We start from the raw sequence: 22,789 nt of genomic DNA on the forward strand, positions 1-22,789 counted from the left end.
ATGGACCAGTCGATTGATCTTCTCACTGTCGGCCTGCTGACAGTCGATATCGCGGTGCGGCCGGTGAACGAGTTGCCGCCGATCGATAGCGGCATGTTGGTGGAATCGATCCTGCTCTCCCCTGCGGGAACGGCGGGCGGGGCTGCCATGGTCGCCGCAAAGCTCGGGCTGAAGGTCGCCCTTGCATCGGCAATCGGTGACGATCTGCAGGGGGTGGCGGTTCGCCATGGCCTGGAAAAGGCCGGGGTCGATCTTCGTTTCCTCGTCACCAACGAGCAGTTTCCCACCTCGTCGACGGTGCTTCCCGTGCGCAGCATCGGCCAGCGTTCGACCTATCATATGGTCGGCGCGAGCATGGTCACGCCCCTGCATGAGGACCTGGCAGCGGCGCTGCCCCAGATCCGGGCCATTCATTGGGGAGCGGTAAACTTCCCTGGCATTGGAGAACAGGCCGTCGCGATCCTGAAGGCGGCAAAGGCGGCGGGCGCGTTCGTTACCTGCGATCTTGTTTCCCCGCGTGAGGGGACGATGGAGGATCTTGCCCGCATCCTGCCTTATGTCGATCTCTTCATGCCGAGCCTTGCCGAAGTGCTGCACCTGCACGGCAATGACGATCTGCGCGCGGCAGCCGATCGGTTCATTGCAATGGGCGCGGGGGGATGCGTCTTCAAGCTTGGCCACGAAGGCGCCATCCTGTTGAAGCCGGATTACGCGGTGCAGGTGCCCGCTTTGCCCATTGATCCTGTCGACACGACAACCTGCGGCGATTCCTTCTGCGTGGGGTTCCATGCCGGGCGGCTGCGGGGCCTTGATGAAGAAGCGGCGCTTCGTTTCGCGACGGCAACCGCGGCGCAAGTGGCGATGGGCTTGGGCACTGTCGGCGCGCTGTCCAGCTTTGACGAAACCATGGCGCTGTCGCGGAGTGTCGGCGCGTCTTCCTAGCGATTGCTGGATATTGCCCGGCACTGCGGATAGTGGATCAGGAGGTAATCTGAAAGTTCAAGGAACAGCGATGGCACGGCCGAGAAGAGCAAAGAGCGGGAGCGACCAGGATGTCGAACTCAATACCAAGCTCGCGCCGTCGCAGGATCGCTCCAAGGTCACGTTTGAAATCATTCTCAAGGTCGCCGGCGAGTTGCTTGGCGAGGTGGGCATCGAACGTCTTTCGACCAATATGATCTGCGAGCGTGCGGGACTGACCCCGCCTGCGCTTTATCGGTATTTCCCAAACAAGTATGCCATTCTCAGGGAGATGGGCGATCGGGCGATGAAGGCCGAGGATCGTGTCGTGTTCCGCTCGATCGCGACCGGGCAGCTCGGTTTCGATGGTCCGCTCGAGCAGGTTGTCGAACATCGTCTGGATCTTTTGACGAAGGTGCGGCGGGCCGCGCGCAGAGTTCCGGGCGGCGAATGGATCTTGCGGGTCATGCGGGCGGTACCCGTGTTGCAAGAGGTGCGGATCAGCTCGACGCAGGCTGTTTCCGACGTGCTCTTTGCCAAGCTCCACGCGCAATATCCCGGCGTGGACGAAACGCGGTTGAGAGCCGCGACCCTGCTGAGCACGGCGCTGGGCAGTGCGACGAATGATCTGATCTCCGACATGCCCGAGTGGGGCGACGAGATCGGGCGCGAGTACGCGAACATGGTCAGTCTCTATTATCGCAACCTGCTGGGTGTGACCGTCGAGGCAGCAGCAGGCGACGAGAAGGCAAGTTGACCCAGGGCGGCGGTGGGCGTTGCGCGCCACCCGATGGCCATACTGTGTTGCCGATGCCGACGGAGCGAAGTTTGAAATAACAGTACCTTGACCTTGCAAAAAGGAGCGGCACGGTGACAGCAGATAGCCAGGCGAACGCGGGGCGAAGCGCCTCCAGCCGGGGCGCAATGGCAGCGGCGCTCTTGATCGGTACGGTCGGGCTCGTCATTGCCGGCGTCCAGCCGGTCTTCTTCGGGGCGCTGCTCGCCGCTGACCGTCTTTCGGCGGCCCAGGTGGGCCATGTCGCGGCAGCCGAACTGGTCTCGATCGGTATCGGCGTCGTCATTGCCGAGTCGTTTCTCGAGCGCGTTTCGGTCTGGCTTTCCACGCTCGTTGCCCTGGCGCTGGTCGCGTCGCTCAATCTCGCAACGGTTTGGACCAGCGGCTTGGGCGTTCTTTTCGTGCGTGGGCTGGTCGGCCTGTCGGCGGGTGTGCTGGTGTGGATGACCACCGGCGTCATTGTCCGCTCCGCGCGCCCTACGGCGTTGTCGGCTGCGTTTCTGTTGACCCAGGCGATCGTTCAGTTCGCAACCTCCACCGGCCTTGCCATCGCCGCTCCCAATGCCCGCGATGGCGTGCCGGTAACGATCGCCGTCCTGGCGGCTGCCGCGATGCTGCTGGTTCCGTTGCTGCCCAAGCGCTTGAATCCGCTGCCGCGTGATCCCGCGCAGGTATCGGGTCTGCCCCCGCTGCGGGGGTGGGTTGTCCTGGCGGCGTCGCTTTTGATCCAAAGCTGCATCGTTGGGGCATGGGTCTATTTCGAGCCGCTTGGCCGCCAGGCCGGCATGACACCGCAGCAGGTTGCGTTTGCGGTGCCGGCGTCGCTAGGCGCGCAGGTGGTGGGTGGCTTTGCCGCGATATTTCTTGCCCGGCGCCTGCCCTGGTTTGTCTCGCTGATCGTGTCGAGCATCGCATTGAGCGCCGTGCTGTTCATTTTGTCCACTCCGCCAGGGGCCACGGCCTTTTTCGCGCTCGAAACGCTGTTTGGTGCGGTATGGATTTTCATCACCCCATTCCTGACGCCGTTGTCGATCGAAAACGACCCGACGCGCCGCACGGCACTGTTGGTCCCGTCCGCAGTCCTGATCGGATCAGGGTTGGGGCCGCTCGCTGCATCCACGCTGGCTGATGATGCCAGCGCGGGCCGCGTGCTTCAGCTGTGCGCATTGCTGGCCATTGGCGCGACTCTGCTCATCGTCGGTCTCTATGTGACGCGATCACGCGTCGCAGGCGGTCAGGCCGCGCCCCATGCATGATCGTCAGGCACGTCGAAAGCGGCCGAAAATAACGATTGCATAGACTATCATAATATAAGGGATTCGGCAGTGCTCGGGGCTGCTTTTCAGCAGCGTCGCGGGCCTGTGCCGCAGCGTCACCGATCCTGCAGCGATCATTCGTGATTCGATTCGCCAAATTTGCGGTGACATCGCCAGGGCGCGCCAGTCTGGCAGCGAGCCTTCAATCCGCAGTGATCACACTATAGCGCTGTAAATACGCACAAAAAGTGACGACTCCGCAGCGATCGAGTCGTCCTTTTGCCGGGTTTGGACGCGCCGCCGGCGGTCCTGCTCAAATCGGGGCGACGGCGATAATTGCTGCGTTTAGGCGCCGGGAAGGCGATACGGGATAGCTGGATTTTCGGCGGTCTTGTGCGGGTTGCGATGGGTCCAATTACGCTAAATCCACCGCCCCATTATTCCCCTATTGCCAAGGTATGTCGAACATGTTTCAATAGCACTAGCTATCGCAATGAGGCCGCATTCGCCCACTGCGAAAAGGCCACGGTCCACAACAAAATATGAGGGGGGCTTATGTCCGAGCAGTTGCTAAATCGAACGCTGTTGATGACGAGCGCGATGATGGTTCTGGGATATGCTGGAAGCGCTGCCGCCCAGGCGGCCCCTGCGACCACGGCGGTAGCCGTGGCCCCGGATTCCAACCAGGTCGGTGTGATCGTGGTCACGGCGCAGCGCCGAAACGAAGATATTCAGAAGGTGCCGGTGTCCGTCCAGGCGCTGTCCGGCCAGGACCTCCAGTCGATTGGCGTCAAGAGCACCGAGGATATCGCCCAGGCGACCCCGAACCTCATGATCCAGAGCCCCATGGGGGTCGGCAACCAGCCCTTGATCAGTATTCGCGGCATTGGCCTCAATGACTTTGACAGCAACAACGCTGGCCCCAACGGCGTCTATATTGACGACGTCTATATCAGCGCACCCTCGGCGCAGAGCTTTGCGATTTTCGATCTCGACCAGGTGCAGGTGCTCAAGGGGCCGCAGGGCACGCTCTATGGGCGCAATACCAGCGGCGGCGCCCTGCTGTTCACGTCGAAAAAGCCGACCGACCAGCTGACGGCCGACGTCCATATCGAGCAGGGCAACTATAACACCACGTTTGTCACCGGCGCGGTCGGCGGGCCGATTACGGACAATCTCAGTGCGCGCATTGCGGTCGTCTACAATCATTCCGATGGCTTCATGCACAACGACTTCTACGGCATTTCCGCCAATGGCATGAACAGCAAGGCCGTGCGCGCACAGTTGCTGTGGAAGCCGACGCCGAACCTGAAAATCCTGCTCAGCTCGACCGCCGGCCTGGTCAACAACGTGCCTAACGAATATCGCCATATCGGCACGTTGAAGCCTGGCACGCAAAGCGATCCGGCGCCGGTGGTGTGCTCGGTCACCGATGCCTATGCCGGCAACTGCGTCGATATGTTCGGCTTCGGCACGCCGTCCAACTTCTATCGCGGCCAATACAACCGCACGCAGTATCTGCGGAACCTCAATCTCAACGAAACCGCCCGGATCGACTACGACCTCGGCCGCGTGACGTTGACCTCGATTTCGGCGTTTCAACACAACGACAAATACTTCCCCGAGGACAGCGACGCCAACCCGGCCAATCTGGTCGAAGCGACATTTGGCGTGAAAACCAACACCTACACCGAGGAATTGCGCGCGGCGTACACCTCCGCAAAATTCAACTGGGTGTTCGGCCTGTACTACCTCCACGAAGATCTCCGGCAGGATCAACCGCTTGATCTCTTCATCGATGGTGATCTCTACGGCGGCTTCGGCATTCCGGCCGGCGCCGGCAATTTCGATGGCATCGCCCAGCGTGCCTATGACCACAGCCATCAGAAAACCGATTCCGTGGCTGCGTTCGGCCAAGCCGACTATACGCTCGGCAACGTGACGTTCACGCTTGGGGGCCGGCTGACTCACGAACGCAAGACGTTCGAGTATGACGCGTCGCGGCAATACCAGTCCGGCGGTCGCGGCAATTTCGGCCCGCTGGAAGGGTTCATTTCTTCGGACCAGACCCAGACCAACACCAACGCCACCTGGCGCGCTGCGGTCAGCTATCGCCCGACCGACGCGATCCTGACTTATGCCAGCGTCGCGACCGGTTTCAAAAGCGGCGTGTTCAACGGCAGCTTCCTGAGCAGCGACCCCGAGCAAGCGCTGTTTCAGCTGCAGCCGGTCAAGCCCGAGCGGGTGACGGCCTATGAAATCGGGGCGAAGACCAGCTGGTTTGATCGCCGGCTGATCTTCAACGTTGCCCTGTTCTACAACGACTATATCGACGAGCAGATCTTCGCGCAGGTTCCGCAAACCGTGAACACCGCGGCCGGGCCGATAGAACAGATCACGCAGGTTCTGGCCAATGCCCACAAGGCACGTACCGAGGGCATTGAGGTGGAATTGACCGCCGCCCCTGTTCGCGGCTTGACCTTCACGCTGGCGCCGGCGTGGCTCAATGCCAAGATCATCAGCGCAGGCTTGCCGATGTTCGAGGGCGCCACGCCGCTCGATGGCAATCGTCTTGCCAATGCGCCCCGGTTCAGCTTTTCCGGAACCGCCAGCTACAAGATTCCGCTCGACGCGTTGAACGGGGATCTCAATTTCCGCTGGAATTCAAGTTATCGCAGCTTCCAGTATTTCGACTCGACCAACGATCCCTATATCACCCAGAGCGGGTACTGGATTCATAACCTGAACATTGTTTACCAGAACAAGCATGGCTTCGATATCGGTGCCTATGTCCGCAACGTTGCCAACAAGAAGTACGCGATCGGCGCGGCCGACCAGACGGCGCCGTTCGGGATGATCACGCAGACGGTGGGCGCGCCGCGCACCTATGGCGTGCAGGTTTCGTTCCATTATTGATCATCGTTGCAAGCATGGGTCGGCCAGGACGTGTGATCGCGCCGGCCCATGCGTGATGAATCTTTTGCAGGAGTGTTCGGCACGATGCCCTGGATGGCTGTTCGCGCTGCTGCGCTGATCGTGGCTGCCTTTGCGGCAGGAGCGCCGGCGGGCGCACAGGTATGGCGGGCGAGTTGGACGGCATCACCCGCGCCGTCGTTGCAGGCGGGCCCCGGTGTTCCGCCGGAATTTGTCAGTCCGGTCATCGCGAACCAGACGATCGTTCAGGTCATCCGCCTGAGCGCGGGTGGCGATGCGGTTCGCCTCCGCCTGTCCAACGAGTTCGGTGCGGCGCCGTTGCACATTGGTCGCGTGACGGTTCGCCTGCTTGATGCGGCAGGGGCCAAGACGGTTGGCGAGCCGCGGGTGGTGACCGCCAATGGCAACGCCGACTTTACCGTGGCGCCCGGATCACCGCTGGTCAGCGATGCCATCGCGATCCGCGTTCCCGCGCGCGCCCAGCTCAGCGTGGCGATATACGTCGCAGACGAGAAGGTCGCATGCACGTGCCACGCCGATGGGCAGGCCTATACGCTGCTCTCGCCACCCGGCGATTACACCACGCGTGCGTTTACCCCGGCGTCCCGCTCTCCGGCGCGCCCGTTCTTGACGGCGGTCGAGGTGCAGGGCCCACCGGGCCGGGTAATCGCGGCATTGGGGGACTCGATCACCGACGGCTATATGTCGACCCCCGGCGCCGACCGACGGTGGCCAGACTTTTTCGCCGCGAGACTGCATGGCACGGCGGACCTTGCGTCTGCGGCGGTGGTCAACGTGGGGATCAGCGGCAATCGCGTCCTTGCGCCTGATCCTGTGGCGATCTTCGGGGTTCCAGCCCTGGCGCGGCTCGATCGGGATGTGTTTGCCATGACCGGGGTTACCGACCTGATCGTGTTGGAGGGTATCAACGATATCGGCAGCGCGCCCGAAACGCCGGCCGCCGCGCTGATCGCGGCCTATCAACAGATCACCGCGCGGGCCCACGCCCATGGGATCAAGGTTCACCTGGCGACCATACCGCCGTTCGAAGGCGCCGACTATTATTCCGAGGCGGGCGAAGCGACGCGGCAGGCGGTGAACGCCTGGATCAGAAACAACCCCGGCGATGGCCCCGTGATCGATTTCGACGCGGTTATACGCGACCCGCTTCGTCCCAAGAGGATGCGAACGGATCTGCAGTCGGGCGACTGGCTACATCCCAACGATGCGGGCTACCAGGCGATGGCCGATGCCATCGCAATAGACATGTTTCGGAAATAGTGGACAAGCCCGGCGCGGCGATCGATCCGCGCCGGGCTCGCGGCCTTATTCAGCAGCCTCGATCAGCCTGGCAACACGGCGGCGGGCCAGCACGGCGCCCTTGTCGATCGGCAGCATCTTTGGCCCCAGCGACCACAGGTCCGGCGTTCCCATCTGCCGCTGGACCTTCTCGATCATCGGTTTGTCCTCGACCTGGAAAGCGTGGATCAGCTGTTCGCGCAGGACAGCGTTGAACGCGGCGTCATCGATCAGGAAATTGCGCGTGTTGCAGCTGAAATAGTGCGTGCTGGTCAGCGTTTCGGGCGTCATGTTGTGCAGGTTGAGCGTGTCGATGCCGCGCTCGGGCTTGCCCACCGGATGCCCGCCAGCGCGCAGGACCATCAGCGCCGGCGCATACCAATCCACCTCGGTCCACAGTTTGGCCGGCGATTCCAGGTTGAAGGCCGGCGGCGCATCGTCGCTGTCCGAACGCCAGGCGATGGAGAAGTGATCGGCATGTTCTTCCACTGTCGACTTGGCCCGTGTGTTGAACCCGCTGCCCAGGCTGCTGGCGTGCAGATAATCGGCGTGGCTCAGATCGAGGATATTGTCGGCGAGCAGTTCGTAGTTGGCCTGGACCGCGGTGTGCAGGCGCAACTGTGCCGTTTCCGGCGCGGCATCGATAAAGGAAAGATCGGGCAGCAGGTTTTCGTCCGGCTCTTGTTGGCCGACCCAGATCCACACCGCCTTATGCCGCTCCAACACCGGGAAACTGGCGACCGCAAGCGTCGAGGTCGCCGCGCCGTGCGGGTTGCGGACGCATTGGCCGGCGGTATTGAACACCAGGCCGTGATAGGGGCACGCGATGGTGTCGCCTTCCCGCTTGCCTTCGCTGAGCGGCGCAAAGCGGTGGGGGCAGCGATTGTCGAGCACGGCCATCTTGCCGGCGTCGGTGCGGAAGGCGACCATGGGAATATCCAGCACCGTGCGGGTCAGCACGGCACCATCGGCAATTTCATCGGCCCAGGCGAACTGATACCAGCGGTTTTGAACAAAGCGGACCATCACGTCATCTCCACTGCTGCGTTGGGTGCCGTGTGATCGGCCACGATCGTGCGCTCCTCGACCACGAACAGCGCTTCCTGCCGGCGGTCCAGCAGGCCGGAAAAGTGTGATTGGGGTTCCTCGATCACCGCGCGATAGGCATCGATCGCGCGCCACGTGTCGTCACTGTCGAACCACAGGCTTTCCACCCCGGCAAAGGGGCTGAGCGGCGCATTGGCGATGAAGTTGGCGGGAAGGTTGGCGTCGGCCTCTCCCGCGATGCTGATGCTGCGGGTCATGCGCCGGAGGAACGGGGCAAGGGCCGGATGATCGGCGATGCGGCCGGCTTCCTGCGCCCAGGCCTGGGCAAACGCGGCAGGCGGCGACGCGTGGTTGCTGGCAATGAACCGCATGAGCTTGAGTGGGGCGGCGCCCGGCGCGCGCACGCCAACCTCCTGAGTCCGGGTGGCCAGCAGGATGATGGCACTGTGGCAGACGAAGTTGAGCTCGTCGGGCTGGATCGTTTCGCGATAATAGGGATCAGCGATCGAACGGGCAAACGCTGCCCCGTCGGGAAAGCTGATCTCGCTGAACGAGTCAAAATCAGGCCCGGCCACCCATCCTGCCGCATGGGTGCCATAGACTGCATCGAGAACGTGATTCTGGATGTAGCTCGTCATGTAGCCGGGGTTATGCGCCACCGTTGCACCATGAACCTGCTCGGCATAGCGGGAATAGTCGCGGTGAGTCATTCCCGCGCGGCGGCGCCCGCCGATGATCATCTTCAGCATCACGTTCTCTCCGGCTTGATCAGTACTTGTATCCAAGGCGCACGCCATACGTCCGGGGCGGGGCATAGACCGACGACAGCACACCGCCGGCTGGCGCCACGTACTGTGTGAACAGTGGCACCGCCTGGTTCGTGATGTTGCGAATATAGCCGGTGATCGACCAGCGTTCGTCGGTCGATCCGAACGTGGCCGAGGCATCGAATGTCCAGAACGAACCGCTGTTCTGCTGCGCGAGATATTCGAAACCGACGACGCTGTTGGACCGGTAGCGGGCATCGCCGTTCAGCACGAGCTTGCGATCGCCGAGCGGAATCGTCTGCTCGATCCCGCCGTTGAGCGACCAGCGCGGCGAATTGTAGCTGGGCTTGCCGGCGCAATCGATCGCGTAGACAGCCGCGCCGCCCGCAGTTGTCGGCGTTACGGCACAGCCCACGGCCGGCGGGGGTGAAGCCGCATCACGGGGCGTGTTGTAGGTATAGCTGGTGGCCTTGGCGTCGAGATACTGGACCGTCCCGCTCAACCGCGTGTTGCGCGTAACCAGAACCTGCGCTTCCACATCGACACCCTTGATGGTCGAGCTGCCGATGTTCTCTGTAAAGTAGTTGGTGGCGTTGTTGGCATCCAGGCCATAGTGCGACACCTGCTGGTTGCGATAGCGCCAGTGGAACAGTTCGATGTTCAACTGCACGCGGCTGTTGAAGAACCGGTTCTTCGAGCCGAGCGTCCACGCCTCGACATATTCCGGGGCGAAGGTTTCGTGCCCTGGGGCGTTGGAGAAGCCACCCGAGCGATAGCCCGTTTCATAGCTGGCGTAGAGCAGCGATGCGCGCGCGACATCGTATTCGGCGGCCAGGCGATAGGTCACGCGGCCCTTGCTGATCGCGGCATTCACCTGGTTGGGAATGTAGAACAGGATGTTGCCGGCCGAACCATAGGGCACCGCGTTGGCTGGCCCGGGCAGGGCAGGTACACCTGGCACCTGGGCAAGGGTCTGGACAACCGGCAGCGATGGCCCGCCAAAGCAGCCGGTGCCGAACGGCGGCGGCGCATTGTTGCACAGTTCGACGAGCGTGTCGGAGCTACCGTTGAACGTCTTGCTGTCGTGCGTGTAGCGCCCGGCCGCGACAAACCGCAGCGCATCGCCAAGATGGGCGGTTACCCGTCCAAAGGTGGCGTAAGACTTGGTCTTCGACGTGAAATCCTGGAAGGAGATGATCTGGTACTGGTTGATGCCATACTGCCCCTTGACGGTTTCGTCGAAGTAGTAGCCGCCGATCAACCAGTCGAACGGACCGACCCGCGGACCTTGGAAGCGCATTTCACCGCTGAACTGGCTGTCGTTCTCGCGGTTGAGCGACCCTCTGAACGACGGGCCGTTGAACAGGTTGTCGAGTTTGGAGTGCCGGTAGGCCGGCACGATAGTGAGCGTGCCGCCGGCCAGATCGGCATTAACCTCGCCGGTCAGGCCCCAGTAGGTGTTGTTGAGATAGGGGCGCACCAGCGGCGCCGGATTGATGAACGTGCCGGGAATGACCGCTTGTGCAAAATAGGCGCTGCCCGAACGCGACAGGAGGCCGCTGTACGGATCAACGTTTGCCGGCGTGAACGTGTAATTCGCCGGGGATGTCGCGGTTGCGGGCGTGCCTGGCGTGAAGTTTTCCGTGCCGACATAGCTGCCGCCAACGCCCCGGCCGCCCTGATGCGAATAGTCACCGCTGATCCTTACGGTCACGCCGGGGCTCGGGCGGACGAGCAACTGGGCGCGGATGGCCTGGCCCACTTCATCAGACGTGCCGTCCTGGTTGTAGCCGTCGCGGTTCACGATCTTACCGGCCAGGCGGAACGCTGCATTGTCACCGATCGGCAGATTAGCCGCTGCTTCGACGTCAATGGCATTGTAGTTGCCGAAACCGCCCGAAAGCGAGACCGACCGCTCGCCCAGCTTGGGCTTGGCCGGAATGACGTTGATGGCCCCGCCCGTGGCGTTGCGGCCGTACAGCGTGCCTTGCGGCCCCTTGAGCACCTCGATCCGTTCCAGATCGAAGAACGTGCCGGTGGTCGATGTCGGCCGGCCCAGATAGACGCCATCGAGGTTGAACGCGATCGCCGGGTCGGAATAGCCGTTGTTGGTGAAGTTGCCGACGCCGCGCACGAAGAACGTGGTGTTGGCGCCGCCGCCTTGCTGCACCGTCAGCGCGGGAACCGTGGCGTTGAGCGTCGTTGCCGTCACCACCCCGGCGCGCGTCAGTTCCCCTGGCGAAACGACATCGATCGCCACGGCGGCGCGCTGCGCGTTTTCGACCCGGCGCTGCGCCGTGACGACGATCTCGGCAAGCCCGGTGGTTTGCCCGGATGGTTCGGCCTGGGTAGTGGCTGCAGGCGCCACGGCAGCGCCAGGCGTGGCGACTTGCGCGGCAGCGGTCATGGGAAGCGACACCGCCGCAAACGCAGTGCCGACCAGCAATAGTGCCTTCATCATTTCTCCCCTTCGTGGCTCTCTTGGGCCTTGTTGGGGTGATTAAGCCTGGTTTGCCGGGGTTGGGCAAATTGCATGTTCGCACCACATTATTCGCATAGTGAATGATCTGGGCATTTCCCTCGTTTTCAGTGATGATCCCTTGCTGCTATAGCCGGGGGCATGACGGCTCCGCTCAACCTGGCTTCGCTCGACCTCAACCTGATGGTCATCTTCGATGCGCTGATGAAGGACCGCCATCTCTCGCGCGCCGGCGATCGGGTCGGGCTGAGCCAGCCAGCGATGAGCCACGCCCTGCGTCGCTTGCGCGGCGTGCTGGGCGACGATCTGTTTATCCGCCGCGGCGGTGCCATGGACCCAACCCCACGCGCGCTGGCTCTGGCCGACCCGATCGGCGGTGCGCTCGACCGGCTGCGCGCCGCGTTGGACACCGAGCCCGAGTTCGAGCCGGCCACGGCGGAGCGCAGCTTCACGCTTACCATGTCGGATGCGAGTGCAGCGCACCTGCTGCCCAACCTGATTCCCCGCCTGCGGACCAGCGCTCCTGGCGTGGACATCGACCTGCTGGCATCGGGCGCGCGCGAGGGGACCGAGCACCTGCTATCCGGCGCGGCCGATCTTGGCCTGGGCGTATTTCCCAACCTGCCCGAACGCCTGCACTGCGAGCCTGTCCAGACGCTGAAAATGGTCTGCATCGCCGATCGCGCGCACCCGGCACTGTCTGGCGGAATGACGCTTCAGGCTTTCCTGACGCTGCCGCATGTCGGCGTGGATATCGGCCAAGGTACCGGGGCGAATGTCGACTCGCTCATCGAAACCATGGGCCTGCGCCGCCGCATCATGCTGCGCGTGCCGCATTTCCTGATCGTTGCCAGCGTCGTGATCGGGTCAGATCTTCTCGCAGTCGTGCCATCGGCGATCCTGCGCGAGGAGGAGAAGGCCCATCTGACGATCCACGAGCTGCCGGTTGCCCTGCCGGAAATTGCCATCCACATCGCGTGGCGCGCGCGTCAATCGCAGGATCCCGCCCTCCGCTGGCTGAGGAAAGCGGTGGCAGAGGCCATACGTCAGCCGTTCTGGAGAGCCACGCCGATCCAGAATTGCGCCTGCCGCTGATTGGCCGTGGATCAAGGCACTCAAAAACCCGCCTGTTAACAATTCATTCTTGCAGCCGATGTACCCTGAAATGGGAGTTGCTGCGGGTAGACACGGGATGGACGACCTCCACGGCAAGAGTGCGGTCGATCTGCAGTTCGCGCTGATCGATCAGGCGCTGGACAAGAGAGGCTTTGCGCTGCGCTTTCCGCGCGCGCTGGAAGAGCAGTTCGAGCAGGAGACCGGGCCGGTGCGGGTGCGCTGGTATGTGCGCATGGCGCTCTTGTCCCTGGCGCTGTTCGATTCGCTTATCGTGCTCGACTATTTTTCCCTGCCCGATGCATTTGGCTTGGCGTTGGTCCTGCGGTTCGGGCTGGTGACCAGCCTGACGGTCGCGGCGGTCTGGATAACCGCGCGCCATCCTCCCGCCGCCGTGCGCGAGGGGCTGCAGGTGGCACTCTCCACGATCATGGCGCTTTCCATCTATATGCTGGTCGTCGCCAGTGCGAGCCCGCTGCGCGAGAACTACCATCTGGGCATCCTGTTCGTCATGATGTTCACGGTGATGGTGCTGCGCCTGCGATGGCGCTACGCCCTCTTGGCAGCGGCCGCCACGGTGACTGTCCAACTCCTGACCCTGGCCAGTCTCCAAGACGCCTCGGTACAGTCGAAAGGCGCATCCGCCTTCCTCTCGCTCGCCTTTGCCGGTTTCGCGCTGGTGGCGCTCTACAGCCTGGAAAAGATGGAGCGGCGCGGCTGGCTGCGTTCGGTTCGCGATCGCCTGTGCGCGCAGGTTTTCGAGGAACTGTCGATCATCGATCCGCTGACCGGGCTGGGCAATCGGCGTGCCCTGGAACAGTGGGTCACTATCCAGCGGCAGGTTCATGTCGGCCGGCCGGTATCCGTGGTCATGGTCGATATCGATCACTTCAAGGCCTATAACGATACGTTCGGCCATCTTGCCGGGGACGACTGCCTGCGCCGCATTTCGGGGTTGCTGGTATCCGAGGCGCGCAAGACGGGTGACCGGGTATGCCGGTTCGGCGGGGAGGAGTTCATTGTCTTCCTCATCGACATCGATCAGCCGACCGCGATCCTTGTTGCCGAACGCATGCGGCGCGAAATTGCCGCGCGGCGCATACCGCACAGGGCACCGATCGGGCCGCCCTTTGTCACTGCCAGTTTCGGCATTGCGACAGGCGCATTGACGGATGATTTCGATCTCAATGTGCTGATCGAAGGCGCCGACGCCGCGCTCTACAAAGCCAAGCAGCGCGGGCGCAACTGCATCGAGCCGCCGCTGCTGGGCCTGGCCGAGCCCTTGCACGCCACCGGATAAGTGCTGGCGCTGCCTTCGCCCTGCGGCGGTCAGACGACCAGCAACGCGTCAGGTCGAAGGGAACAGCTCGGGATGGGACAGAAGCCGCCGCTGGCGGGCATGGAGGCCCATGACGATGACCAGGAAGCCGAGAAGACAGGCGCCCGCGACGATCAATGCCCCTCTGCTGTCGGTGGCCGTAACGCTCAGGGCACACAGCAGCGGGCCAAGGCTGGCACCGAGCGCCTGGGCGCCGGGGACGAGCAAGGTGGCCCGCCGGGTGGGATCGACTTCGGCGGTGAAGTTGAGCTGATACGGCATCAGCAGGCCCCAGAACACGCCGAAGCAGACGGCGCACAGCGCAAAGCCGATGGGCCCGGGCAATTGAAACAGGATGACGATCAGCGCCGCGTTGCACGCCACCGAAATGCCGTAGATCCGGAAAAACGAAACCTTCGGCGCGATCGCGGCGGTCAGCAGCGACCCCACGATCGAGGCTGCCACCGTCAGCGCGAGGACGAGGCCGATCAGGTCTGATCCGAGGTGGGCTTCCGTGCCGATTTGTCCGAGGTAGGAAAAGAAGCCGAAGACAAAGGCGTAGACCAGCACCACGCCCAGCAGGCTGAGCGCGCCGGCCGGTGGCAGCTTTTGCGCGGGCTCCCCATCGGACTGATCGTCGGCGACGGCGGGCAGCCGGTTGGGCACGCCAAGCACGAAGACCGCCGCGAGCGTCGACGTGCCGGCCAGCGCCAGGAACCCGCCGTTGGCGCCCCAGGCCGGCATCAAGGTGAGCGGCAGGAGCGCCGAAAACGCCACCTGGACCAATCCCTGCAACACCATCAGCACGGCGCCGAGCTTGGAGGGATTGCGCGAGCGCGCCAGCAGAAGCGAAGGGATCGACAGCAAAACCCCCGCGCTGAATCCGGCGATCCCGCGATCGACGTACAGCAGCGGCGCTGCATGGCGCATGCTCATCACGTTGGCAGCGATCAGCGCCATGGCCGCAAGCAGCCCGCGCAGCCGCAGATGAACCGGCTGGAGCCTGGCACTGGCCAGCGCCACCCCGGAGGCAAGAGCAAGGAACTCCACCGTCACCGCGCCGCCCAGGCCCGCGGCCGATATCCGGCCTTCGTTTACCAATGCCCCGAACAGCAGCGGCTGAATGCCGGCGATCACCAGGGCAAATGTCCCCACCGCCATCACCGCTGCAAGCTCGCGGTGCGACGGCGGATCGAGCAGCCAGGCCTGCCGACGCTTCACCGATGTAGCCATACGCGCTCTCCTCGCCGGTGGACCGCCGACGCATTGAGGCTAGCTAAAACTATACACCTGTCAATGGCGTGTCGCCGCCGTCCGGCTCATGACGTGGTCAAGCGGCTCATGCCGGTGAGGATCAGGGCAGCTTCCTTGAACAGAGTCGAGCGGGCAACCCGGTCTTCTTCGAGGGCCAGTTCATCGACCACGAAGCCGAATTCGGCACGAATGCGCAGCCTGGCCCACAGCGTTTCATCGGAAAGGTCGGTAATGGCCGGGCGGTAAAACCGGAACATCTGGTCGGTGAACCGCCGCTGCCATTCCAGCCGCACATGGGCAAGATGGGGCAGCGCGCGCATCGCGCGGATGGTCCACACGCCGCCGGGCTGCGTTTCGATGATCTCGGACGCGGTGCGAAACCAGTCTGCCAGCAGGATCGGGTTTTCGCTGGTGTCCAGCGTCGCGCCATTCTTGAAAAGCCAGACGGCAAAGGCATCGAACTGCCGCTTTTGCAGCCGCGTGGCGAGTTCCTCGATGATTTGATACTTGTCATCGAAGTAGCGATAGAGCGCTGGTGGGGTGAGCTGCGCGCGTTCGCAGATCGCGTTGGTCGTCAGCCGCTCGAACCCGACTTCGCCCAGCAATTCGCCGGCCGCGGCGATTAGCTTCTCATAGGTTTCGATCGCCCTGCGCGAGCGCGGAACCACCTTCGTGTCTTCCAGATCCTGGTTGCGCGCGGCGTCTCGCTTTGGAGTCGCGCGGGGGCGTGCGGCCTTGCTTCCAGCCGACGATGCGCGCGCTTTCTTGAGAACTTTATTCTCGCCTGTCGCAGTGTCTGCGACGGTTTCCGTTTTTCCTGCCATGCCTTTCCCTAACCGAAAAAGCGCCGCCACGCGACAGCTGGCGGCGGGAAATGCATCCATGATCCCCCTTGTCGATCGGCCTATTGCCAAATGGATAGTTTTAGCTAACTTGTCACAAACAGATGAGGAGCAGATCGATGGGGAGAAGCACCAAGACCAATCGCATGATCGGCGCAGCAAGCGCGACGGCGCCCATGGCACTGATCGTCGCAGCCTTGCTACCCGGCCATGCGCTGGGCCAGACCGCACCGGCTGCTGCGGGCCAAACCACGCCAGTGTCGAGCCAGAGCGGCGCTGTCGGCCAGGGTGATATCGTGGTGACGGCGCAGCGTCGTAGCGAAAACATCCAGGACGTGCCGATCACCATCGAGGCGTTCTCGGGTGACTCGCTCAAGAAGCTGGGCGTCGAGGCTGCCGCCGATCTCGGCAAGATTGCGACCAACGTTGTGGTCTCTCTGCCGCAAGGCGCCGGAAACCAGCCCGCGATCACCATCCGCGGGATCGGGCTGAACGTGAACAATTCCAACAATTCCGGGCCGAACGGCATCTATGTGGATGAGTTCTATCTCAGCGCTCCCACCTCGCAGGCCTTCGCTATGTTCGACCTGGATCGTGTCGAGGTGCTCAAGGGGCCGCAGGGGACGCTCTATGGCCGGAATACCTCGGGCGGCGCGATCAACTTCATCACGGCCAAGCCGACGAATACGTTCGAGGGCTATCTCGATGCGCGCTACGGCAATTTCGATACCTCGCAGATCAGCGGCGCGGTCAGCGGCCCGCTGAGCGACACGCTCTCGGCCCGCTTTGCCTTTGTCCGGAACTATTCGGAAGGGTACAATTACAACACGTTCCTCAATCGTCGCCAGAACGGCGCCGATGATGAGTCCTTCCGCGCGTCGCTGCTCTACAAGCCGACGCCGGATCTGCGCATTCTTGTTGTCGGGCACGTTTCCCATGTCGATCGGCTGCCCGACAATTACGCGCATCTCGGCGCGTTCGAGCCGGGCTCGGTCGAAACCGGATCGCCCGTGGTCTGTTCGGTTGCTGCAACCTATGCCTCGCAGTGCGTCGACATCTACAACCAGCCGAGCGACCCCAAGCGCTATTCCATCGCGTCCAGTCGGACAGAGCATCTGAAAGTGACGGACAGGGGCGTTGTCGGGCGGATCGAATGGTCGCCGGGCACGATCACTGTCACGTCCGTGACTGGCTATAATTACAACCAGCGCTTCTTGCCGGAAGACAGCGACTCCTCGCCCTATCGCGAGTTGGAGGTGAACTGGGGCAACAACAGCAACGAGTTCACCCAGGAACTGCGCGTCAACCAGACCAAGGAAAACTACAACTGGGTGGCGGGTGTCTATTACCTGCACGAGCGACTGAACCAGAACCAGGATTACGCGCTTCTGCTCGACATCGACCGGTTTTACGGTCCTGGCGCGGGCGATGGTCTGGCCAGCCGGCAGTTTGCCCGCAATACGCAGGTGACAGACGCCTATGCCGCGTTCGGGCAGGGCGAATACAACCTGACCCGCGCGCTGCGCCTGGTGCTCGGCGGCCGGTTTACCCACGAGCGCCGTTCGTTCCTGTTCAACAGCCAGGTGCAGTACCAGAGCGGCGGCATGGACAACTTCACGCCACTGGCTCAGGTTGCCGACAGCACGAGCCGCCTGCAGAATTCCGCATTCTCCTATCGCATCGGCCTGAATTTCAAACCGATGCCTGGCGTTCTTGCCTATGCGACCCTCACGACAGGCTTCAAGGGTGGCGATTTCAATGGAGGCTTTCTCAGCCCCGATCCCGCCCAGGCCGCCTATCAGCAGCGCCCGGTGAAGCCGGAAAAGGTGACAACCTACGAAGTGGGCATCAAGACGACGTTCCTCGATCGCGCCGTCACGTTCAATGCCGCGCTGTTCTACAACGATTATCGCGACATGCAGCTGTTTGCCCTGGTGCCCAGCCCGATCGGGCCTCTCAATCTTGCGGCCAATGCCGAAAAGGCGCGCACCTATGGCGCGGATATCGACCTGACCGTTCGCCCGGTCCGCAATCTGACGTTGAGCGCGCAGGTGGGTCTGCTCAACACCAAGCTCGTGCGGTTCCTGCTGGTGGCCGATCCCACCGTGCCAGACTATTCGGGCAACCAGCTGGCGTTCTCGCCCAAGTTGAGCACCTTCCTGCAGGCGCAGTACCATATCCCGATCGGCGAAAGCCAGGCGATAGATCTGCAATACAGCGCCACCTACAAGGGCCGGCAGTTCCTGGACGCGACCAACGATCCCTATACGACGCAGCAGGCCTATTGGACGCAGGACGCACGCGTCGCGCTGACCATCTCGCAGCTTGAGCTGTCGGCCTTCGTGCGCAATCTCGGCAACACCTACTACGCCACCGCTGCGTTCAACAGCATCAGCCCGTTCGGCTACGTCCAGCCCAACTATGCGCCGCCGCGCACCTATGGTGTTGGCGCGAAGATAAACTTCTGATCCAGGCACAATCCCTCTTCAGCGAGCGAACCACCATGACCCATACCCTGACGCTGCTGGCCGACGACCTGGCCTTCGGCGAAGCGCCACGCTGGCACAACGGCGCGCTCTACCTTTCCGACATGCACGCCAACCGCGTGCTGCGCTATTCGGAAAGCACCGGGTGGGAGGTTGTGGCCGAACACGATGGTCCCGTCTCTGGCCTGGGCTGGTTGCCGGATGGCGACATGCTGGTCGTGTCGATGCACGACCGCAGGATCCTGCGCCACCGCAACGGCGTGTTCGACGTGCATGCCGATCTTTCAGGCATTGCCACGTGGCACGCGAACGACATGATCGTGGCGCCAGACGGGACTGCCTATGTCGGCAATTTCGGCTTCGATATCGACACCCATCCCATTTCGCCCTGCACCGCGAGCATCGCGCGGGTTACGGCCGATGGCACGGTGTCGACGGCGGCGGCCGGCTTGTGGTTTCCCAACGGCATGGTCATCCAGCCCGACGGCGCCACGATGATCGTTGCCGAAAGCGGCACGCGCGTGCTGACCGAACTGACGATCGCAGCCGATGGCGCGCTGGTCGAACCGCGGCTCTGGGCGCGATTGCCCGACGATGCACTGCCCGACGGCATTTGCCTGGATGCCGCCGGCTGCGTCTGGGCTGCCTCGCCTACATCGCGCGAAGTGCTGTGCCTGCGTCGGGACGGCGAAGTGGTCGATCGCATCGCGACCGAGCAGGAAGCGATCGCCTGCGTGTTCGGCGGTGAGGACCGGCGCACCCTGTTCATCCTCACCGCCGACAGCAGGACGCCGGCGATCGCGCGCGACGTACGGACGGCCCGGGTCTATGCCGTGCGAATGGACGTGGCCGGCGCCGGTTTGCCCTGACCGATCATCGTTGCAGAAGGTGCCTCGGTCCGCGTACGCGGGCCGAGGCACGCTGTTTCAGGCCGCTTCGCTCTTGCTCTTGCGGCGCTCCGCCAGGTTATGTGCGCCCAACTGCTCGGCCTGGCCGGCAATCTTCAGCAGTTCGGCCGCATTGCCACCCAGCCGCCGCACGAACTTGGCGCGGTCTGCGGGCATGAACACCTCCAGCTTGCGCCGGCGCATCGCTTCCAGCACCACTTGCGCGACATAGTCGGCGCTTACCGCGTCAGAGAGGAATGCCATGGGTACTTCGTCGCTGGCCGCCTCTGCCTCCAGCATCGGCGTTTCTGTCGATGTGGGGTGGACGATCGTGAAGTTCAGCGGCGAATCCCGCTCTTCCATGGCCAGGCCGAGGTGGAAAGCGCGCAGCGCGAACTTTGCCGCGGCATAGCTGGCGAGCCCCGGGAAGGGCAGGAACGCGGTCATGCTGCACACCGTGACGAAGTGCCCATGCCCCTGTTCCCGAAAGCGCGGCAGCGTGGCGACCATGCCGCGCATTGGCCCCATGGCATTGACTTCAAGCGTCAGCGCATGATCGTCCATCGCCACGTTGCGAACGTAGCCGGTCCGCACGATAGCCGCGTTGTTGATCAGCACATCGAGCCGGCCGTACTGCGCCCATGCCAGGTCGAGCGCCGCAGACCATTGCGCGTCCGAGGTAATGTCGAGCGCGACGCTTTGCGCGCGCTCGCCGATGTCCTGGGCAACGCGGTCCGCGCCGGCAACATCGATGTCGGCGATCAGCACCCTGTGTCCCTGCGCGGCAGCAGCGCGCGCGATGGCAGCGCCGATGCCGCTTGCGCCACCCGTCACAAGGACAATCTTTTCCTTCGTCTTCCGCATTCGTCTTCCTCTCTGAACCGACGGCAACGGCATCCCCGCCCAATGGGGCCGGCGTGCCGCCTGCGCGGAGACTCTCGCAAGCGGCGCAGCCCTGACGGAGGTGCCCCCAAGCCTTGGTAGGGCGTCCACGCGCGGATTGACAGATAAAAAATATAGTGAAAGCTATACAGATTGAATGGTCTGCGGATATGATGGTTCGTCCGGTGCGGACAGGAGAAGGAAGATGGGCATGGCGGAGCCAGAAGCACCCGCGGCAACAGCCGCCGGCGGCGGGCATTTTCGGATCAGGGGATTGTCGCATCTCGCGCTCGTCGTGGCCGACGTGGCGGTGACCACGGCCTTTTATCGCGATCGCCTGGGCATGGCGGTGATCCACGACGGCAGGGCCGAGGCGGTGCCGAACGCAAAGGGCATGATCGGGCAACTGCTGCTGGAACTGGAGCAGCGCGAGGCCAAGGCTGGCACCGATACCATCACGCCTGCGCTCACCGTGGACGATATCGATGCCGCGTTCGCGGCGCTGGGCGATGTGCGCATCGGCGTGGCGGACCAGCCCGACGAGATGTTCGGCGTCCGCTATTTCTCGGTCCGCGATCCCGATGGGCGCGCGGTTGAGCTTATTGCCTTCCCCAACGGGGAGGCTGACCTGGGCGCCTTCGGGCGCAAATTCTTGGAAGGCAGCGCCGCATGACCCAATCGCTTTCACCCGAAGCCCGCTTGGAGGAACTCGGCCTCGTGCTGCCGCCGGCGATCCCCTCCATCGCCAACTTTGCGCCTGCCCTGCTCGATGGCGGCTTGCTCTATCTTTCCGGGCAAGGCCCGCGCGATGCGACCGGCTACCGCTTTGGCAAGGTCGGTGCCGACGTTTCGGCGGACGAAGCGCGCGAGCATGCCCGGCTGGTGGGGCTTTCGCTGCTTGCCGTCATACGCCAGGAACTCGGCTCGCTCGATCGCGTCCGGCGCGTGGTGCGCCTGTTCGGCATGGTCAATGCGACGCCGGACTTCGTGCTGCATTCGCGTGTGATCGACGGCTGCTCTGACCTGATGTGCGCGGTGTTCGGCGAGGAGGCTGGCCGCCACGCGCGATCGGCAGTGGGCGTGGGCTCGCTGCCGGGGAACATCACGGTCGAAATCGAGGCCGTTGTCGCGGTGCATTCATGAGCGGCGCAGAGCAGACCCCGCTGCGCTTCGATGGTGATCTGTCGGGCACGCTCATGCCCTGGGACAAGGGGGTGCCGGGTGGCGGCGGACCGATCCCGCTGGCAGACGTTGCGGGCAAGCGCTGGAATCTCTTGCGAGAAGACCTTCCCCTGCCGGTCGCGGTGCTGGACGGAGACAGCCTGGAGCGCAACAGCCGCTGGATGCGGAGCTTTGCGGCCGAGCACGGCGTGGCGCTGGCCCCGCACGGCAAGACCACGCTCGCCCCGGCGCTGTTCGACCTGCAGATGCGCGATGGCGCGTGGGGGATTACGGTATCGACACCCCACCAGATCGCCGTTGCCGTGGCGGCCGGGCATCGGCGCATCTTTGTGGCGAACCAGCTGATCGGGCGCAGCGGCATCGCCTATGTGCTGGATCAGCTTGAGCGGGATCCTGAGCTTGCCATCTATTCGCTGGTCGATTCGCTCGATCTGGTCACACAGCTCGCCGCCGTCGCAGCCGGGAAAGGCGGTCGTCGTGCGCTGCCGGTGCTGGTCGAAATGGGCTTTGAAGGCGGGCGCACCGGATGCCGAACGGTGGAGCAGGGCCTTGCCGTCGCGCGGGCAGTGGCTGCCTCGCCGTACCTCGAACTTGCCGGGGTCGAAGGATTTGAAGGTATTATCCGCAAGGCGGACCTGGAATCCACGCTCGACGCCGTGAACGCCTTCCTGGGCCAGGTTGTGATGCTTGCACAGGCGTGTGACCGGGAAGGGCTGTTCGCCTCGGACGATGTGCTGCTGAGTGCGGGCGGATCGGGCTTTTTCGATCTGGTCGTTACCGCGTTCAACGCCGCGCGGTTGCAGCGCCGTACCACCACGCTGCTGCGCAGCGGCTGCTACATCACGCACGACTCCGGCCTGTACACGTTCCTTTTCTCTCTGCTGAACATGCGGGCGCCCGAACTGCTGGCCGAGGATGCGCCAAGCCCGGCCTTGCGCGTTTGGGCCTATGTGCAATCCATGCCAGAGCCCGGCCGCGCGATCGTCACCATGGGCAAGCGCGATGTCGGCTTTGACGAGATGCCCAAGCCGGAACTTTGGCATCGCCCCAGCGCAGACATGTCGGCGCCGCAGGCGCTCACGCCAGACCATCAGGTCATCGCACTCAACGACCAGCACGGGTTTCTCGATATCCCGCGCGATTCCCCGCTGCGGGTGGGCGACATGATCGGCTTCGGCATCTCTCATCCGTGCCTCACTTTCGACAAGTGGCGGGTGCTGCACGTGATCGATGGCGCGTTCGACGTCGTCGGATCGATCCGGACCTATTTCTGAGCACACAAAAAAC

At 63.4% G+C, this 22,789-nt stretch carries 18 protein-coding genes; 12 read left to right on the forward strand and 6 right to left on the reverse strand.

All coding sequences use genetic code 11. The annotated features are described in order from the left end of the window. The 5 genes from SCA01S_RS14245 (at position 1) to SCA01S_RS14265 (ending at position 7,227) form a co-directional block, all read left to right on the forward strand. A complete protein-coding gene (locus SCA01S_RS14245) occupies positions 1 to 942 on the forward strand; it encodes a carbohydrate kinase family protein (RefSeq protein ID WP_062786675.1) in 942 nt (313 codons plus the stop codon). 70 nt (positions 943 to 1,012) lie between these two features. Beyond that, positions 1,013 to 1,717, forward strand: a complete 705-nt coding sequence (locus SCA01S_RS14250) for a TetR/AcrR family transcriptional regulator (RefSeq protein ID WP_062786678.1) — start codon at positions 1,013 to 1,015, stop codon at positions 1,715 to 1,717. A gap of 113 nt (positions 1,718 to 1,830) precedes the next feature. Further along, complete coding sequence (locus tag SCA01S_RS14255; protein WP_157088984.1) at positions 1,831 to 3,012, forward strand: MFS transporter; 1,182 nt, start codon at positions 1,831 to 1,833, stop codon at positions 3,010 to 3,012. A 603-nt stretch (positions 3,013 to 3,615) separates the two neighbouring features. Next, entirely contained in the window at positions 3,616 to 5,928 is a 2,313-nt protein-coding gene (locus SCA01S_RS14260; RefSeq protein ID WP_167542904.1) for a TonB-dependent receptor, read from the forward strand. Between the two features lie 93 nt (positions 5,929 to 6,021). Next, on the forward strand, positions 6,022 to 7,227 hold the full coding sequence (locus SCA01S_RS14265) for an SGNH/GDSL hydrolase family protein (protein WP_158273586.1): 1,206 nt from the start codon (positions 6,022 to 6,024) through the stop codon (positions 7,225 to 7,227). Between the two features lie 45 nt (positions 7,228 to 7,272). Here the strand turns inward: SCA01S_RS14265 and SCA01S_RS14270 are convergent, their stop codons facing one another. The 3 genes from SCA01S_RS14270 to SCA01S_RS14280 are packed head-to-tail and all read right to left on the reverse strand — an operon-like array spanning position 7,273 to position 11,517. Then, positions 7,273 to 8,271, reverse strand: coding sequence for a Rieske 2Fe-2S domain-containing protein (locus SCA01S_RS14270; protein ID WP_062786688.1), 999 nt, complete (start codon positions 8,269 to 8,271; stop codon positions 7,273 to 7,275). Next, complete coding sequence (locus tag SCA01S_RS14275) at positions 8,271 to 9,041, reverse strand: EthD domain-containing protein (protein WP_062786691.1); 771 nt, start codon at positions 9,039 to 9,041, stop codon at positions 8,271 to 8,273. The genes SCA01S_RS14270 and SCA01S_RS14275 overlap by 1 nt, the downstream gene beginning before the upstream one ends. A 19-nt stretch (positions 9,042 to 9,060) precedes the next feature. Next, positions 9,061 to 11,517, reverse strand: coding sequence for a TonB-dependent receptor (locus SCA01S_RS14280; protein ID WP_062786693.1), 2,457 nt, complete (start codon positions 11,515 to 11,517; stop codon positions 9,061 to 9,063). A 204-nt stretch (positions 11,518 to 11,721) separates the two neighbouring features. Here SCA01S_RS14280 and SCA01S_RS14285 point away from each other — a divergent pair, with 204 nt between their 5' ends. Next, positions 11,722 to 12,633, forward strand: a complete 912-nt coding sequence (locus tag SCA01S_RS14285; RefSeq protein ID WP_167542905.1) for a LysR family transcriptional regulator — start codon at positions 11,722 to 11,724, stop codon at positions 12,631 to 12,633. Between the two features lie 97 nt (positions 12,634 to 12,730). Beyond that, positions 12,731 to 13,951: a GGDEF domain-containing protein gene (locus tag SCA01S_RS14290; protein ID WP_062786696.1), complete on the forward strand. Its 1,221-nt coding sequence runs from the start codon at positions 12,731 to 12,733 to the stop codon at positions 13,949 to 13,951. Between the two features lie 48 nt (positions 13,952 to 13,999). Here the strand turns inward: SCA01S_RS14290 and SCA01S_RS14295 are convergent, their stop codons facing one another. Both SCA01S_RS14295 and SCA01S_RS14300 read right to left on the reverse strand, forming a co-directional pair. After that, entirely contained in the window at positions 14,000 to 15,202 is a 1,203-nt protein-coding gene (locus tag SCA01S_RS14295) for an MFS transporter (protein WP_062786699.1), read from the reverse strand. Between the two features lie 86 nt (positions 15,203 to 15,288). Continuing rightward, complete coding sequence (locus tag SCA01S_RS14300; protein WP_199223762.1) at positions 15,289 to 16,107, reverse strand: TetR/AcrR family transcriptional regulator; 819 nt, start codon at positions 16,105 to 16,107, stop codon at positions 15,289 to 15,291. A 77-nt stretch (positions 16,108 to 16,184) separates the two neighbouring features. Here SCA01S_RS14300 and SCA01S_RS14305 point away from each other — a divergent pair, with 77 nt between their 5' ends. After that, positions 16,185 to 18,533, forward strand: coding sequence for a TonB-dependent receptor (locus SCA01S_RS14305; protein ID WP_062786702.1), 2,349 nt, complete (start codon positions 16,185 to 16,187; stop codon positions 18,531 to 18,533). A gap of 35 nt (positions 18,534 to 18,568) precedes the next feature. Then, positions 18,569 to 19,420, forward strand: coding sequence for an SMP-30/gluconolactonase/LRE family protein (locus SCA01S_RS14310; protein ID WP_062786705.1), 852 nt, complete (start codon positions 18,569 to 18,571; stop codon positions 19,418 to 19,420). Between the two features lie 57 nt (positions 19,421 to 19,477). Here SCA01S_RS14310 and SCA01S_RS14315 read toward each other — a convergent pair whose 3' ends face one another. Then, entirely contained in the window at positions 19,478 to 20,302 is an 825-nt protein-coding gene (locus SCA01S_RS14315; RefSeq protein WP_054131511.1) for an SDR family NAD(P)-dependent oxidoreductase, read from the reverse strand. A 229-nt stretch (positions 20,303 to 20,531) separates the two neighbouring features. Between SCA01S_RS14315 and SCA01S_RS14320 the strand changes: the two genes are divergently transcribed. The 3 genes from SCA01S_RS14320 to SCA01S_RS14330 are packed head-to-tail and all read left to right on the forward strand — an operon-like array spanning position 20,532 to position 22,776. Then, positions 20,532 to 20,993: a VOC family protein gene (locus SCA01S_RS14320; protein WP_167542906.1), complete on the forward strand. Its 462-nt coding sequence runs from the start codon at positions 20,532 to 20,534 to the stop codon at positions 20,991 to 20,993. Continuing rightward, positions 20,990 to 21,463: a RidA family protein gene (locus SCA01S_RS14325; RefSeq protein ID WP_062786710.1), complete on the forward strand. Its 474-nt coding sequence runs from the start codon at positions 20,990 to 20,992 to the stop codon at positions 21,461 to 21,463. Before SCA01S_RS14320 ends, SCA01S_RS14325 begins: the two co-directional genes overlap by 4 nt. Beyond that, positions 21,460 to 22,776 (forward strand): amino acid deaminase, encoded by a 1,317-nt coding sequence (locus tag SCA01S_RS14330; RefSeq protein ID WP_218016412.1) that lies wholly within the window; start codon positions 21,460 to 21,462, stop codon positions 22,774 to 22,776. Before SCA01S_RS14325 ends, SCA01S_RS14330 begins: the two co-directional genes overlap by 4 nt. Positions 22,777 to 22,789 lie beyond the last annotated feature (13 nt).

This window comes from Novosphingobium capsulatum NBRC 12533 (assembly GCF_001598375.1).
GTDB lineage: Bacteria > Pseudomonadota > Alphaproteobacteria > Sphingomonadales > Sphingomonadaceae > Novosphingobium > Novosphingobium capsulatum.

Excerpts from the sequence above, each read along its gene's own strand:
- SCA01S_RS14245 (WP_062786675.1), top strand. The coding sequence starts at position 1 with ATGGACCAGTCGATTGATCTTCTCACTGTCGGCCTGCTGACAGTCGAT.
- SCA01S_RS14250 (WP_062786678.1), top strand. The coding sequence starts at position 1,013 with ATGGCACGGCCGAGAAGAGCAAAGAGCGGGAGCGACCAGGATGTCGAA.
- SCA01S_RS14260 (WP_167542904.1), top strand. The coding sequence starts at position 3,616 with ATGGTTCTGGGATATGCTGGAAGCGCTGCCGCCCAGGCGGCCCCTGCG.
- SCA01S_RS14265 (WP_158273586.1), top strand. The coding sequence starts at position 6,022 with ATGGCTGTTCGCGCTGCTGCGCTGATCGTGGCTGCCTTTGCGGCAGGA.
- SCA01S_RS14270 (WP_062786688.1), bottom strand. The coding sequence starts at position 8,271 with ATGGTCCGCTTTGTTCAAAACCGCTGGTATCAGTTCGCCTGGGCCGAT.
- SCA01S_RS14275 (WP_062786691.1), bottom strand. The coding sequence starts at position 9,041 with ATGCTGAAGATGATCATCGGCGGGCGCCGCCGCGCGGGAATGACTCAC.
- SCA01S_RS14280 (WP_062786693.1), bottom strand. The coding sequence starts at position 11,517 with ATGAAGGCACTATTGCTGGTCGGCACTGCGTTTGCGGCGGTGTCGCTT.
- SCA01S_RS14285 (WP_167542905.1), top strand. The coding sequence starts at position 11,722 with ATGGTCATCTTCGATGCGCTGATGAAGGACCGCCATCTCTCGCGCGCC.
- SCA01S_RS14290 (WP_062786696.1), top strand. The coding sequence starts at position 12,731 with ATGGACGACCTCCACGGCAAGAGTGCGGTCGATCTGCAGTTCGCGCTG.
- SCA01S_RS14295 (WP_062786699.1), bottom strand. The coding sequence starts at position 15,202 with ATGGCTACATCGGTGAAGCGTCGGCAGGCCTGGCTGCTCGATCCGCCG.
- SCA01S_RS14300 (WP_199223762.1), bottom strand. The coding sequence starts at position 16,107 with ATGGATGCATTTCCCGCCGCCAGCTGTCGCGTGGCGGCGCTTTTTCGG.
- SCA01S_RS14305 (WP_062786702.1), top strand. The coding sequence starts at position 16,185 with ATGGGGAGAAGCACCAAGACCAATCGCATGATCGGCGCAGCAAGCGCG.
- SCA01S_RS14310 (WP_062786705.1), top strand. The coding sequence starts at position 18,569 with ATGACCCATACCCTGACGCTGCTGGCCGACGACCTGGCCTTCGGCGAA.
- SCA01S_RS14315 (WP_054131511.1), bottom strand. The coding sequence starts at position 20,302 with ATGCGGAAGACGAAGGAAAAGATTGTCCTTGTGACGGGTGGCGCAAGC.
- SCA01S_RS14320 (WP_167542906.1), top strand. The coding sequence starts at position 20,532 with ATGGCGGAGCCAGAAGCACCCGCGGCAACAGCCGCCGGCGGCGGGCAT.
- SCA01S_RS14325 (WP_062786710.1), top strand. The coding sequence starts at position 20,990 with ATGACCCAATCGCTTTCACCCGAAGCCCGCTTGGAGGAACTCGGCCTC.
- SCA01S_RS14330 (WP_218016412.1), top strand. The coding sequence starts at position 21,460 with ATGAGCGGCGCAGAGCAGACCCCGCTGCGCTTCGATGGTGATCTGTCG.